This window comes from Janibacter sp. YB324, assembly GCF_014217915.1.
GTDB lineage: Bacteria > Actinomycetota > Actinomycetes > Actinomycetales > Dermatophilaceae > Janibacter > Janibacter indicus.
Genome location: NZ_CP060120.1, coordinates 20,970 through 35,252 on the forward strand (window position 1 = coordinate 20,970; position 14,283 = coordinate 35,252).

11 protein-coding genes, 2 tRNA genes and 1 pseudogene are annotated in these 14,283 nt (G+C 70.1%); 11 read left to right on the forward strand and 3 right to left on the reverse strand.

What is annotated here, in order from left to right; genetic code table 11:
- Window position 1 precedes the first annotated feature (1 nt).
- The 4 genes from H7A72_RS00115 to H7A72_RS00130 all read left to right on the forward strand — a co-directional run bounded on the left by H7A72_RS00115 (window position 2) and on the right by H7A72_RS00130 (window position 3,563).
- Complete coding sequence (locus tag H7A72_RS00115; protein WP_072623311.1) at window positions 2-256, forward strand: tautomerase family protein; 255 nt, start codon at window positions 2-4, stop codon at window positions 254-256.
- The gene (locus H7A72_RS00120; RefSeq protein WP_185221214.1) at window positions 253-1,710 is read left to right on the forward strand and encodes an aldehyde dehydrogenase; all 1,458 of its coding nucleotides are present in this window, start codon (window positions 253-255) and stop codon (window positions 1,708-1,710) included. The genes H7A72_RS00115 and H7A72_RS00120 overlap by 4 nt, the downstream gene beginning before the upstream one ends.
- A 118-nt stretch (window positions 1,711-1,828) precedes the next feature.
- Window positions 1,829-2,692: a hypothetical protein gene (locus H7A72_RS00125; protein ID WP_084450967.1), complete on the forward strand. Its 864-nt coding sequence runs from the start codon at window positions 1,829-1,831 to the stop codon at window positions 2,690-2,692.
- Window position 2,693: 1 nt separating this feature from the next.
- Window positions 2,694-3,563, forward strand: a complete 870-nt coding sequence (locus H7A72_RS00130; RefSeq protein WP_185221215.1) for a hypothetical protein — start codon at window positions 2,694-2,696, stop codon at window positions 3,561-3,563.
- A 43-nt stretch (window positions 3,564-3,606) separates the two neighbouring features.
- Here H7A72_RS00130 and H7A72_RS00135 read toward each other — a convergent pair whose 3' ends face one another.
- Window positions 3,607-4,332 carry a hypothetical protein gene (locus H7A72_RS00135; protein WP_185221216.1) on the reverse strand — a complete coding sequence of 242 codons (726 nt, stop codon included), beginning with the start codon at window positions 4,330-4,332 and terminating at the stop codon, window positions 3,607-3,609.
- 257 nt (window positions 4,333-4,589) lie between these two features.
- Between H7A72_RS00135 and gyrB the strand changes: the two genes are divergently transcribed.
- The 7 genes from gyrB to H7A72_RS00170 all read left to right on the forward strand — a co-directional run bounded on the left by gyrB (window position 4,590) and on the right by H7A72_RS00170 (window position 11,604).
- Window positions 4,590-6,671: a DNA topoisomerase (ATP-hydrolyzing) subunit B gene (gene gyrB / locus H7A72_RS00140; protein WP_185221217.1), complete on the forward strand. Its 2,082-nt coding sequence runs from the start codon at window positions 4,590-4,592 to the stop codon at window positions 6,669-6,671.
- A gap of 71 nt (window positions 6,672-6,742) precedes the next feature.
- Window positions 6,743-9,313, forward strand: a complete 2,571-nt coding sequence (gene gyrA, locus H7A72_RS00145) for a DNA gyrase subunit A (RefSeq protein WP_185221218.1) — start codon at window positions 6,743-6,745, stop codon at window positions 9,311-9,313.
- A gap of 134 nt (window positions 9,314-9,447) precedes the next feature.
- Complete coding sequence (locus H7A72_RS00150) at window positions 9,448-9,783, forward strand: DUF3566 domain-containing protein (protein WP_234993811.1); 336 nt, start codon at window positions 9,448-9,450, stop codon at window positions 9,781-9,783.
- A gap of 85 nt (window positions 9,784-9,868) precedes the next feature.
- A tRNA-Ile gene (locus tag H7A72_RS00155) sits at window positions 9,869-9,945 on the forward strand.
- Window positions 9,946-9,968: 23 nt separating this feature from the next.
- Window positions 9,969-10,142: a DLW-39 family protein gene (locus tag H7A72_RS00160; RefSeq protein ID WP_159451180.1), complete on the forward strand. Its 174-nt coding sequence runs from the start codon at window positions 9,969-9,971 to the stop codon at window positions 10,140-10,142.
- 13 nt (window positions 10,143-10,155) lie between these two features.
- Window positions 10,156-10,228, forward strand: a tRNA-Ala gene (locus H7A72_RS00165).
- 545 nt (window positions 10,229-10,773) lie between these two features.
- Window positions 10,774-11,604, forward strand: a complete 831-nt coding sequence (locus H7A72_RS00170; RefSeq protein WP_185221219.1) for an alpha/beta fold hydrolase — start codon at window positions 10,774-10,776, stop codon at window positions 11,602-11,604.
- Between the two features lie 81 nt (window positions 11,605-11,685).
- Here H7A72_RS00170 and H7A72_RS00175 read toward each other — a convergent pair.
- A pseudogene (locus H7A72_RS00175) lies at window positions 11,686-12,781 on the reverse strand (IS30 family transposase).
- Window positions 12,782-13,200: 419 nt separating this feature from the next.
- A complete protein-coding gene (locus H7A72_RS00180; RefSeq protein ID WP_185221220.1) occupies window positions 13,201-14,208 on the reverse strand; it encodes a hypothetical protein in 1,008 nt (335 codons plus the stop codon).
- Window positions 14,209-14,283 lie beyond the last annotated feature (75 nt).

A 14,283-nucleotide genomic window follows, 5' to 3' on the forward strand; every position in this document is an offset into this window, starting at 1 on the left:
CGTGCCCGTCGTGCAGGTGACCCTGACCCAGGGGCGCAGCCCCGAGACGATCCGCTCGATGATCTCCGCGGTGACCCAGGCGCTCGCCGACACCGGCGTCGCGCCGAAGGAGAACGTGCGCGTGCTCGTCACCGAGATCCCCACCGAGCACTTCGCCGCAGGCGACGTGACGATCGCCGAGCGCAAGGCAGCCCAGACGGCCGCAACGGGTGACCCCGCGGCGGCTCCCACCACCCCACCGCAGGAGACACCGTGAGCACCCAGTTCTTCGGCCACATCATCGACAACGAAGAGGTCGAGTCCATCTCGGGCGAGCGCTTCGACGTGTGGAACCCGTGGACGCAGGAGGTCTTCGCTCAGGCCGCCGAAGGCGGCGCCGAGGACGCCGAGCGCGCCATCGCCAGCGCCCGCAAGGCCTTCGACGAGGGTCCGTGGCCGCGGATGACCCATGCCGAGCGGGCCGCCGCGATCCACAAGCTCGCCGACCTCATGGAGGAGCGGGCCGACGAGCTGGCGACGCTCGACTCGACGAACATGGCCAAGCCCTTTGCCCAGGCCAAGCACGACGTCGGCCGGTCCGTGGCCAACTTCCGTTTCTTCGCCGACCACCAGCGCGACCACACGGGCGAGGTCTACCCGATGCCGTCGGGGCACCACACCTACAGCGAGTTCGGCCCCGCCGGGGTCGTCGCGGCGATCTCGCCGTGGAACTTCCCGCTGATGATGGCGACGTGGAAGATCGCCCCGGCGATCGCCTGGGGCAACACGTGCATCATCAAGCCGAGCGAGGACACGCCGGCCTCGGTGACCCTGCTCGGGCGCCTGGCCGTCGAAGCGGGCTTCCCGCCGGGCGTGCTCAACGTGCTCAACGGCCACGGCGCCCCCGCGGGCTCGACCCTGACCGGCGACGACCGGGTCGACCGGGTGACCTTCACCGGGTCGTCCGTCACGGGTAAGGCGGTCATGGCCTCGGCCTCGACCCACCTCGCCCCGGTCTCGCTCGAGCTCGGCGGCAAGGGCGCCAACATCGTCTTCGACGACGCGGACATCGACAACGCCGTGCACTGGGCGGTGGAGGCGATCTTCCGCAACTCCGGCCAGATCTGCCTCGCCGGCTCGCGCCTGTACGTCCAGTCGGGCATCTACGACGAGTTCATGGAGCGTTTCGTCGCCGCGGCCGAGGCCCTGACGATCGGTGACCCCTTCGACCCGGAGGTGGCGTTCTCCTCGCTCGCGAGCAAGAAGCACTTCGACAAGGTGTCGGGCTATCTCGAGGACGTCGAGGAACAGGGCGGCACGGTCCTCACCGGCGGCGTGGACGAGGGGGGCCGCTGGCTGGTCAGGCCGACGATCCTCACCGACCTGCCCCTGGACTCCCGCCAGTACTGCGAGGAGATCTTCGGCCCGGTGTGCGTCGTCAACCGCTTCGAGACCGAGGCCGAGGTGATCCACCTGGCCAATGACACCCGCTACGGGCTCAACGCGATGCTCTTCACCGAGAACCTCTCGCGGGCGCACCGCGTCTCCTCACACCTGCGGGCCGGAACGGTGTGGGTCAACTGCTTCTTCATCCGCGACCTGCGCACCCCCTTCGGTGGGGTCGGTGACTCGGGTGTGGGCCGGGAGGGCGGCAACTTCAGCCGCGAGTTCTTCACCGAGCCCAAGGCCGTCGTCATGCAGATCGACCGCACCGTCGAGGGTGCCTCCTGACAGTCCGAAGGGGGGTCCACGTCACCTCGTCGATTGGCGGACCCCCCGGGTTGTTATGGCATCGTGAGATGTCGCTCTTGATCCAGAGGGCGGACCTATGCCTTCGAGGAGAGCAACCATGAGCGGACCGGAGAACCCGCGAGGCGGCGACGCCTTCGACGACTTCTTCGGCGACCCGACGCCGTCCGGACGGATGGGCCCCGTGTCCCACGCGTCGGACGCTGCCCCCTTCGCCGAGGACGAGCCGACCCAGGACGTCGAGCTGCGCCGACGGACGCAGCAGCCCACGCAGGCTGCTGCGCCCGTGCCCCCCATCCAGCCCGAGCCGACCCCCCAGGGAGCGCTGCCGGACGACTGGTGGGACCCCGAGCCCGTGACCACCCCGGCGGCGCCCGTGGCCGCTGCGAGCACCTGGCAGCAGTCCCAGCCGGTCGGTGAGCCGAGCCCGTACCACGAGCAGCCGTCTCGCCGTGGTGGGTCCGGCCGGTCCGGCTCCCCGCTGGGTCTCGTGGCCCTGCTCGTCGGTGGCGTGCTCCTCGGCGGGCTGTGCGTCGGTGGCACCGTCATGGCGATGGGCGGTGGCGACGACGAGCCGACCGCGCAGACGACGGTGACCAAGACCAGCTCCCCGCAGAGCGAGACGTCGAGCAGCTCGTCGACGAGCGAGGAGACGTCGAGCTCGAGCTCGACGTCGTCGAAGAGCACCAGCTCCTCCCCCACCCGCCCGGGTGTCGCGCCCGCCGGGGTCAAGCAGTGCGCCGGACCCTCGCAGGGCACCAAGGTGGGCGCCGGGACCACCGTGACGAGCTGCGAGTTCGCCACGGCGGTGCGCGATGCCTACCTCGCTGCCGACCCCGAGAACGGCAAGGCCACCTTGCGCGTCACCAGCCCGGTGACCGACAAGGCCTACACGATGACCTGCTCCGGTGAGGGCGTCACGCGCTGCACCGGCGGCAACGACGCGGTCGTCGTCCTCTACTGACGTGACCACCCGCCGCCTGGCGGCCGCAGCCCTGGGTGCCGCGCTGCTCACGCTGCCCGCCTGCAGCGACGACCCGGCGCCGGCCACCGGCACCACCACATCGACGACCGCGACGTCGAGCCGCCCATCGGCCACGCCGCGACCCGCCGCGGCCGGGGTCGACCGGGACCTGGCGCGCTCGGTCGCCAAGGTGGCCCGGGCGCACCCCGAGGCCGACATCGCGCTGGCGCACGCCCCCGTCGGGGCCCGGGGCCCCGTCGAGGTCCACGGCGCCCCGACGACCCTCGTCGCGTGGTCGACGATCAAGGTCCCGCTCGCGCTCGCGGTCATCCGCTCGGCCGACGGAGGCGACTGGTCGGGTGACGTCGAGAGGGCCCTCACCGCCTCCGACAACGCGGCCGCGGATTCGCTCTGGCAGCGCCTGGGCGCGGGTGAGGCGGCTGCCGGGGCCGTCGAGACCCAGCTGCGTCGCGGTCACGACACCCGCACCGAGGTGCCGGCCGAGGTCACGGTGCCCGGCTACTCGGCCTTCGGTCAGTCCCGGTGGCGGTTGACCGACCAGACCCGCTTCACCGCCGCCCTGCCCTGCCTGGCCGGGTCGTCGAGCGTCACCGAGGCCATGGGCCGCGTCGTCGACGGCCAGCGCTGGGGGCTGGGCGCGATCCCCGGCGCCCGCTTCAAGGGGGGCTGGGGCTCGACCCCCGAGGGCTATGTCGTGCGGCAGCTGGGCATCGTGCCCGGGACGAAGGGGGACCTGGCCGTCACCCTGCAGGTGCGCACCGGCACCCATGAGGAGGGCACCGCGATCGCCGACGAGCTGGCCCGGTCGGTGCGGCTGCACCGCGGCACGCTGGAGGCCGGCCGCTGCTGATCGCCGCGGCCGGCCTCGACAGGGCCGTGCTCCAGGTGGTGTGTCAGGCCTTGTCGACGCTCTCGAGGATCTGCGTGGCGACCTCGTCGGCGGTCGCGGCGTCGGAGGCGGAGACGGTGATCATCGCCGCGCCGGAGTCCGTGGGCACGGCGAGCATCCGGCCCTGGACCGTCGTGCCGCCCGCCGACAGGGAGTAGGTCGTGTCGAGCGCCTCACCGAGGTCGGTCTCGACCGTCTCGGTGCCCTCGACCTTGGCACTGATCTGCTCGAGCTGGGACTTCAGGTCCGCCTCGGTCGGCATCGCCGGCGAGGCCAGGACGTTGACGTTGTCGGCGAAGTCGTTGGTGGTCTCGCCGACGAGCATCAGGTCCATGTTCTTCATGGCCTCGAGGAGCTGGTCGGTGGTGGTGCCCTGGGCCTTGGCCATCTCCTCGAGGGCCTCCGGGGCCTCGCCGCTGCTCGCGACCTCGGCCGGGTCGACGGCCGTCCAGCCGTCGGGCACGTCGAAGCTCACGCCGGACTTCTTCGCCGTGGCGGTGCCGTCGTCGCTCCCTTCGGCGTCGTCGTCCGCGGACTCGGTCTTCGAGGCCTCTGCGGACTCCGAGGACGCGGAGTCCTCGGGGGAGGACGACTCGGCGCTCGAGGACTCGCTCGAGGCGGAGCTGCTGGAGGTGTCGGTCTGCTCCGAGCCACCACCGCAGGCCGAGAGGGCCAGGACGGCAGCGGTCGCGAGGGCAGCGAGGGCACGGGGTCCGTGGAGTGGGCTCATGCCTCGATCGTATGTGCCGAGACGGACCGGCGGGTGGCCGGAGCGTGAACCCCGAGAGCGGTCCTGAGAGCCCGTGGGGGGCCGGTGCGCGTACCGGGAGTCGTGCGGCGCCCCGGCCGGCGGCGAGAGGCGCCGCCACGGGCGTCCAAGATGCGTCGTCCGTGGCGTCGAGGGGGTAGAATTACAGGGTTGAGGCCGCGGTGCCAGCCCTGTGGGGCCAGCCCGCGGCGATCCATGCACCGCACTCGAGGAGCACCGTGGCAGACGAGCAGTCGCCAGACACCCAGCCGAGCACCCCGGACCCGGGGAGCCCCGAGTACGACGCGAGCGCCATCACGGTCCTCGAGGGCCTGGAGGCGGTGCGCAAGCGCCCCGGCATGTACATCGGCTCGACGGGCGAGCGCGGCCTGCACCACCTCGTCTGGGAGATCGTCGACAACTCCGTCGACGAGGCGATGGCCGGCTACGCCGACACGATCGACGTCACCCTCATGGAGGACGGCGCGGTCCGCGTCAAGGACAACGGTCGTGGCATCCCCACCGACATCCACGAGGCCGAGGGCGTCTCCGCGGTCGAGCTCGTGCTCACCCAGCTGCACGCCGGCGGCAAGTTCGGCGGCGGCGGCTACAAAGTCTCCGGTGGCCTGCACGGTGTCGGCTCGTCGGTCGTCAACGCCCTGTCGACCCGCCTCGACGTCTGCGTCCGGCAGAAGGGCCACGCCCACCGGATGTCCTTCGAGGGCGGGGTGCCGACCGGCCCTCTTCGCCGCGAGGAGGAGACCGATGCCACCGGCACGACGATCACCTTCTGGGCCAGCCCTGAGATCTTCGAGACGACGACCTACGACTACGAGACCATCCGCGCGCGCTTCCAGCAGATGGCCTTCCTCAACAAGGGCCTGACGATCAACCTCGTCGACGAGCGCGTCGAGGAGCCCACCGAGACCGAGCAGGCCGAGGACCTCGACCACGTCGACGACGACATCACCGAGGTCGTCGACTCCGAGGACGGCGCCGAGGCGGCCCCCAAGAAGGCCCGCAAGGTCTCCTACCGCTACGACAACGGCATCGTCGACTACGTCACGCACCTCGTCGGGTCGAAGAAGTCCGAGCCGGTGACCAACGAGATCATCGCCATCGACAACGAGGACCCCGAGCGCTCGCTCTCCCTCGAGCTGGCGATGCAGTGGACGACCGCCTACAGCGAGTCGGTCCACACCTACGCCAATGCCATCAACACCCACGAGGGCGGCACCCACGAGGAGGGCTTCCGCGCGGCGTTGACCAAGCTCATCAACGACTTCGCCCGCAAGCAGGGCCTGCTCAAGGACAAGGACGACAACCTCACCGGTGACGACATCCGTGAGGGCCTGACAGCTGTCGTCTCGGTCAAGCTCGGCGAGCCGCAGTTCGAGGGCCAAACCAAGACCAAGCTCGGCAACTCCGAGGTCAAGGGCTTCGTCCAGCGGGCGATGACCGACGAGTTCGGCCACTGGCTCGAGACCCACCCCAACGAGGGCAAGGACATCGTCCGCAAGGCCGTCCAGGCCGCGGCGGCGCGCATGGCCGCCCGCAAGGCGCGCGAGGCGACCCGCCGCAAGGGCCTGCTCGAGTCCGGCGGCCTGCCGGGCAAGCTGTCCGACTGCCAGAGCAAGGACCCGACGGTCTCCGAGGTCTTCATCGTCGAGGGTGACTCCGCCGGTGGCTCGGCCAAGGCCGGCCGCAACCCGGAGAACCAGGCGATCCTGCCGATCCGCGGCAAGATCCTCAACGTCGAGAAGGCGCGGATCGACAGGATCCTCGCCAACACCGAGGTCCAGGCCCTCATCTCGGCCTTCGGCACCGGCATCGGCGAGGACTTCGACCTGGCCAAGGCGAGGTACCACAAGATCGTCCTCATGGCCGATGCCGATGTCGACGGCATGCACATCCGCACGCTGCTGCTGACGCTGCTCTTCCGCTTCATGAAGCCGCTCATCGAGGCCGGCTACGTCTACCTCGCCCAGCCGCCGCTGTACCGCCTCAAGTGGTCCAACCACGACCATGAGTTCGCCTTCAGCGACCGTGAGCGCGACGCGATGATCGCCGAGGGCCAGTCGAAGGGCTGGCGCCTGCCCAAGGACAACCCGGTCCAGCGCTACAAGGGTCTCGGCGAGATGAACTACCAGGAGCTGTGGGAGACGACGATGGACCCCGACACCCGGGTCCTGCTCCAGGTGACGCTCGACGACGCGGCCGCGGCCGACGAGATCTTCGCCGTCCTCATGGGCGAGGACGTCGAGTCCCGCCGCAGCTTCATCCAGAAGAACGCGCGCGACGTGCGCTTCCTCGACATCTAGGCCGTCCGGCGCACCTTCGCGCAGACCCGCCTTCGCCCCCCTTCGGCACGACCCCGAGGTGACCTGACCACATGACCGACACCCCCACCACGCCCGAGACCGACCGGACCGAGCCGGTCGACCTCAACGCGGAGATGCAGCGCAGCTACATCGAGTACGCGATGAGCGTCATCGTCTCCCGCGCGCTGCCCGACGTGCGCGACGGGCTCAAGCCCGTGCACCGCCGCATCGTCTACGCGATGTACGACGGCGGCTACCGCCCCGACCGCGGCTACAACAAGTGCTCGCGCGTCGTCGGCGACGTCATGGGTCAGTACCACCCGCACGGTGACTCCGCGATCTACGACGCCATGGTCCGCCTCGTGCAGCCCTGGTCGTTGCGCTACCCGCTCATCGACGGGCAGGGCAACTTCGGCTCCGCCGGCAACGACGGCGCGGCCGCCCCGCGGTACACCGAGTGCAAGATGGCGCCGCTGTCGATGGAGCTCGTGCGCGACATCGACCAGGAGACGGTCGACTTCGTCCCCAACTACGACGGCAAGACGCTGCAGCCCGACGTGCTGCCGGCGCGCTTCCCCAACCTCCTCGCCAACGGCTCCGCCGGCATCGCCGTCGGCATGGCCACGCAGATCCCGCCGCACAACCTGCGCGAGGTCGCCGACGCCGCCCAGTGGATGCTCGAGCACCCCGACGTGCCCCGCGAGGAGGCTCTCGAGGCGGTCATGGGCTTCATCAAGGGCCCCGACTTCCCCACCGGCGCGCTCATCATGGGCAACCGCGGGATCGACGAGGCCTACCGCACGGGCCGCGGGTCGATCATCATGCGAGCCGTCGTCGAGGTCGAGGAGATCCAGGGGCGCACCTGCCTCGTCGTCACCGAGCTGCCCTACCAGGTCAACCCCGACGCCCTGGCGCAGAAGATCGCCGAGATGACCAAGGAGGGTCGCCTCTCCGGCATCGCCGACATCCGCGACGAGTCCTCCGGTCGCACCGGTCAGCGCCTCGTCATCGTCCTCAAGCGCGACGCCGTCGCCAAGGTCGTCCTCAACAACCTCTACAAGCACACCCAGCTGCAGACGACCTTCGGCGCCAACATGCTGGCCCTCGTCGACGGGGTGCCGCGCACCCTGCCGATCTCGGCCTTCATCCGCTACTGGGTCGAGCACCAGATCGACGTCATCGTCCGGCGCACCGAGTACCGCCTGCGCAAGGACGAGGCCGCGATCCACATCCTGCGCGGCTACCTCAAGGCCCTCGACATGCTCGACGAGGTCATCGCGCTCATCCGTCGCTCGCCGACGGTCGAGGAGGCCCGCGAGGGCCTGATCAAGCTGCTCGACATCGATGAGCTGCAGGCGATGGCGATCCTCAACCTCCAGCTGCGCCGTCTCGCGGCCCTGGAGCGGCAGAAGATCATCGACGAGCACGACGAGATCGAAGCCCGCATCGTCGACTACAAGGACATCCTCGCCCGCCCCGAGCGGCAGCGGCAGATCGTCTCCGAGGAGCTCGCCGAGATCGTCGACCGCTACGGCGACGACCGGCGCACCCGGATCCTGCCCTACGACGGTGACGTCGCGATGGAGGACCTCATCCCCGAGGAGGACGTCGTCGTGACGATCACCCGGGGTGGCTACGCCAAGCGCACCCGGGTCGACGAGTACCGCGCGCAGAAGCGCGGCGGCAAGGGCGTGCGCGGTGCCTCCCTGCGCGGCGAGGACGTCGTGCGCAACTTCTTCACCACGACCTCGCACCACTGGCTGCTCTTCTTCACCAACCTCGGCCGGGTCTACCGGGTCAAGGCCTACGAGCTGCCCGAGGCCGCCCGCGACGGCAAGGGCCAGCACGTGGCCAATCTGCTCGCCTTCCAGCCGGACGAGCAGATCGCCGCGGTCTACGCGATCAAGGACTACGAGGCGGCGCCCTACCTCGTCCTCGCGACGAAGCGCGGCCTGGTCAAGAAGACCCGCCTGACCGAGTACGACTCACCCCGCAGCGGCGGCCTCATCGCGATCAAGCTGCGGGAGGACGACGAGCTCATCGGGGTCGGCCTCGTGTCGGCCGAGGACGACCTGCTGCTCGTCTCGCGCAATGCGATGTCGGTGCGCTTCCACGCCACCGACGACGTGCTGCGCCCGATGGGGCGCTCGACGAGCGGCGTCACCGGCATGAAGTTCCGCGGTGACGACTCGCTCCTCGCGCTCAACGTCATCCCGGCCGGCACTGACCCCGACGTCTTCGTCGTCTTCGAGAAGGGCGTCGCCAAGCGCACCGCCGCCTCGCAGTGGACCGCCAAGGGCCGCGCGGGTCTCGGGGTGCTCGCCGCGAACTCCGAGAAGGGCGGTCAGCTCGTCGGTGCCCTCGTCGTCGACGAGAGCGACGAGGTCATGGTCGTCATGGAAAAGGGCAACATCGTCCGGTCGGCGGTGTCCGAGGTCAACCGCACGAGCCGCAACACCCAGGGCGTGAACTTCGCCTCGCCGCGCAAGGGTGACGCGATCGTCGCGGTCGCGCGCAACGTCGACCGTGGCGAAGAAACGGACTCCGAGGGTGACGATGTAGCGTCAGACCCTGACGCACCCGTCGAGGACACGGCGGAGACCGCCCAGCAGGGGGATGCCCCCGGAGGTGATCAGGAGTGAGCACGACAGGAGACACCACGGCCGTCCGCACGGCCGGGGGCTCGTCCCAGGCGACAGGACGGAGCCCGGCCGCTCCGGCTGCGGCCCGACCGGCCCCCCGTGCCGGGCGCCGGGTCAAGCTCATGGTCTCGAGGGTGGACCCCTTCTCGGTGATGAAGGTCGGCTTCCTCGTCTCGGTGGCCATGGGCATCGCCATGGTCGTCATGACCGGCGTCATGTGGGCTCTGCTGTCCGCGATGGGCGTCTTCGACTCGATCAACGAGCTCGCCGGCCAGATCATCGGCGACGGGTCGGGCGAGACCTTCGACGTCATGGACTTCCTCGGCTTCGGCCGGGTGCTGTCCCTGTCGATCGTCATCGCGGTCGTCGACGTCTTCCTGCTCACGGCGATCGCGACCCTCGGCGCCTTCCTCTACAACATCGTCGCCAGCCTCGTCGGCGGCGTGCACATGACGCTCACCGACGACTGATCCGCATCCCGGCCGCCGTTTTGGTTTCGGCGGCCGGTGTGGGGTAACCTCGGGCGTCGCGCCACGGAGAGATCCCGGTGCACTCGGGCCCATAGCTCAGGCGGTTAGAGCGCTTCGCTGATAACGAAGAGGTCGGAGGTTCAAGTCCTCCTGGGCCCACCAACACACACGGTGAGGAGAGTCCTGTGAAGAAGGTTCTCGTACTCGTCGCGGCCGCGGTCGGCGCGGTATACGCCCGGCGCAAGGTCGAGCAGCAGCGGTCGGAGAAGGACCTCCACGCCGCCACCAGTCGGATGTCCAGATCTCCCAAGCCCGCCGGTGGCGGAGCCTGGGCCGAGGCCACCGACCGTCCCACCTGATCCACCAGCCCTCGGGGGCGTGGCGCAATTGGTAGCGCATCTGCTTTGCAAGCAGAGGGTTGTCGGTTCGAGTCCGATCGCCTCCACCGAGATGAACGAAGCGCCGTCCTGAGGCGTGAGCGCCCCCGGGCGCGAACCACGAAGGAGGGGCGGCCCGCACGAGCGGACCGCCCCCCTTCGTCATGTCTGGGGTCGGTGCTTCTTCGGCAGCTTGGCCACGATCGCCTCGTAGGAGTCGTCGACGGCCTCGAGCAGCTCACGCTCGTGCCGCCGAGGAAGGCGAAGATCTTGCCCCGCTCGCCGGGGCCCACCTTGGCGACGAGGTCGCCCTCCCACGGCTCGTCGGGCCAGGCGCCCGGTAGCGACAGGGCGTGCTCACGGACGGCGTCGGCGCTCATGGGGCCAGCGTGGCAGGTTTCGAGGCTCGCTGGCGCTCGCACCTCAACCAGCGTGGGTGGCCTGGCGCCCGCACCTCAACCAGCGTGGGTGGCCCGGCGCTCGCGCGGGGCTTCCGGCCCTTCGAGACGCTCGCCCGCTGCGCGGACTCGCTCCTCAGGGACCGGGGCAGGGGGGTGTTCCGCACAGCGGAGCGCCCCCCTTCGCGCGGCCTCCGGGGCCATAGGTTGCCGACATGAACGCTGTGCAGACCACCAACCCCGAGGTCGCCTCGACGATCGACGTCGGCGGCATCGCCACCAACTACCACGACGTCGGCGAGGGCGACCCCGTCCTGCTCATCCACGGCTCCGGTCCCGGCGTGAGTGCCTGGGCCAACTGGCGCGGCGTGCTGCCGACCCTGTCGCAGCAGCACCGGGTCATCGCCCCCGACGTGCTCGGCTTCGGGTACACCGAGCGGCCGGAGGGCGTCACCTACGACATGGCGACGTGGACCCAGCACCTCGTCGGGCTGCTCGACGCGCTCGGCCTGGAGCGGGTCGCGGTCGTCGGCAACAGCTTCGGCGGGGCGCTCGCGCTCAACATCGCGACGCACCACCCCGACCGCGTGAGCCGGCTCGTCCTCATGGGCGCGGCGGGTGTGCCCTTCGAGATCACCGAGGGCCTGGACAAGGTGTGGGGCTTCGAGCCGTCGCTGCCCAACATGATCGAGCTCATGGACGTCTTCGCGTACGACAAGTCGCTGCTCACCGAGGACCTGGCCCAGCTGCGGCTCGACGCGGCGACTCGGCCGGGGGTCCACGAGGCCTTCAGCGCGATGTTCCCCGCCCCGCGGCAGCGTTGGGTCGAGGCGTTGGCCGTGCCCGACGCCGACATCCGCGCGCTCACGCAGCCCGCGCTGATCCTCCACGGCCGCGACGACGAGGTCATCCCCCTGAGCACCTCGATGCGACTGCACGAGCTCATCGACGACTCGCAGCTGCACGTCTTCGGCCGGTGCGGTCACTGGGTGCAGATCGAGCACGCGGAGGGCTTCGCGCGGCTCGTCGGCGACTTCCTGGGCTGAGTGGGCATGACGAAGGGGGCCGGTTCCGCAGGGCGGATTCATGGGGTGTTCGCAACACCGTGTGGATTTCGGCCTGGGTGGTTAGGCCTCTTGGAGTAGATCACGAAGACGCTCGGCTGGGGTTGCCCAGTCGAGCGTCTTTCGTGGTCTGGCGTTGAGTTCTTGGGCGACGTACTCCAGCTCTTCGGGGCCGTGGACGCTCAGGTCGGTGCCTTTGGGGAAGTACTGGCGCAGCAGCCCGTTGGTGTTCTCGTTCGAGCCGCGCTGCCAGGGCGATGCCGGGTCGCAGAAGTAGACGGGCATGTCGGTCGCGGTGGTGAACGAGGCGTGCGCGGCCATCTCGGCGCCTTGGTCCCAGGTCAGCGACCCGCGCAGGTGCTGCGGCAGGCGATGCATCGCGGCGACCAGTTGGTTACGCACCGTGATCGCGTCGTGGGTGCCCGGCAGGTGCAGCAGCATCACGTACCGGGTCGAGCGCTCCACGAGCGTCCCGATCGCTGAGCCGTTGTTCTTGCCGGTGATCAGATCGCCTTCCCAATGGCCCGGGACGGCGCGGTCCTCAACCGCGGCGGGCCGGTCGCTGATCATGATCATCTCGTCGACGAACCGCGGCCGCCGCACCCCGTGGGCTTGGGGTTTGCGGATCGTACGACCGGTGCGCAACGCGGTCTGGACCTCACGTTTGAGGCCGCCACGAGCCTGGAAGTACAGGGCCTGGTAGATCGTCTCGTGGCTCACACGCATGCTCTCGTCGTCGGGGTGATCGACCTTGAGCCTGTTACTGATCTGCTCCGGTGACAACTTCCGTGACAACCCGTCCACGACGTACTCGCGTAGCGCTCCCGGCCGCGCCAGCTTTGATGCCTTCGGCCGGGCCCGGGTATCCGCGGCGTCACGATGCGCCCGGGGGGCGCGTACCGGCCCTGCTCATCGCGGTGGGCGGCGACCTCACGTGTGACCGTCGAGGTCGGCCGGCCCAGCCGGCAGCGATCGAACGCATCGACTCCCGGTTGATCAGCCCGTCGGCGATCACCAGACGATCCTGCAATGACAGCAACCTGCCCGTACCCACGACCTCGATCATGGGCCTGTTCCTAGCCGCTCGCTTGGCCGGCGGGCCCGTGACGCGCCCATCGGGATAGATCGTGCGGCCATGACTCTTACGCACGCCCCGCATCCAATACCGGCCCGTGTCGAGCGTGACCCCAACCCGACGAGCGGCCACGGCGTTGTGGACCCCGGACGCGATCAGCTCGTCAAACTCGGCCCGCTGACGCGGCTTGCCCAACGGCATCGGCTCGGCCTGCACCAACCCCGCCCGAACCAGATGCCGACGAGCTGTGGAGTGAGCACATCCAGCCGCCCTGGCTGCGGCACCAATCGATCCTTCCCGTTCGAAGGCAGCCACCATCACAGCAACTACCTCCGCAGAGACCTCAACACGACGCCGCTTTTGGCTCGAAATGACCATGGTCCTCGCAACTCCTCAGATCGAGGTGTTGCGAGGACCATGTGAACCGAAGCAGCAGCGGAACCGGCCCCCTCGTATGGCCCTTCGAGACGGGCGCGGGGCGCCCTCCTCAGGACCGGCCTCGATCAGGCCTTGCCGTCGCCCTCGACCGGCAGGTCGCCAGCGAGGTTGTGCGGCGTGACGTCGCTGCCCTCGGAGGTCTCGGTCGTCGACGGGACGGCCGAGCTGTCGGCCCAGTCGCGGGCGGAGCTCCACGCGTCGGTGCCCTCGACGGACTCGTCCTGGGCGCGGGCCTCGGCGGTGTCCTCGACGGGGGCCGCCGGCGCGGCCAGCGGGTCCTCGTCGATCGCGGCCGGCGCGGCCAGCGGGTCGGCGGCCGGGGCCTCGGACGTCGTGGCGGCAGCACCAGCGGCACCGGCAGCGGCCGGGGTGGAGACCGTGGAGGCGCGGCCCGAGGCGGGCGCCTTGTAGGGGTCGCCGGCAGGGACGGCCCACGGGTCCTTCTTCGGGCCCTGCTTCTGCTTCGCGACGACGGCAGCGATGCCACCGGCGACGAGAGCAAGGAGGAGGAGCTTGAGCCCGCGGCGCTTCTTCTTCGGCTGCTCGCCCTTGGCGGCGGCCAGGGCCAGCTGCGGGTCGCGGTCGTCACGCAGAGCGGCGACGACCTCGGGGGCGCGGGTAGCGGCCTCGTCGGCGGCCTTGCGGCTCGCGGCGGCACCGGCGGCGGCCAGGCCGCTCGCCGTGGTGACGACCTTGGGCAGCACCTCGTCGACGAAGGTGTCGCGCACGTCCTGCACGTCCTTGCCGGCCTGCTTGCCCTGCTTGCGCGCCTGCTTGCTCGTCTTGCGGACCTGCTTGCGGGCGGTCTTCTTGCCCTTCTTCGCGTCCTTGGCGGCCTGCTTCCTGGCCTCCTCGGCGGCGTCGCGCAGCTCGTCGGCCTTGGCGGCGGCGCTCTCGCGGGTGGCGCTCGCCTGCTGGCTCGCGGCGACCTTGAGCTCCTGCGCCCGCTCGTTGCCGTGCTCGGTGTGCTCGGCGACCTTGTCGATGATCTCGTGCACCTTGAGCGAGGCCGCCTCGGCGGTCTCGTGGGCCCGGACGCGGCCGTCCTCGACCTTGCTGTTCTTCTGGAACACACTTCCTCCTGCGCCATTGGGGTACACACCCATCCTGCACCGGATCGCCGGGCGATGAAACCGCGAGCGGCGATG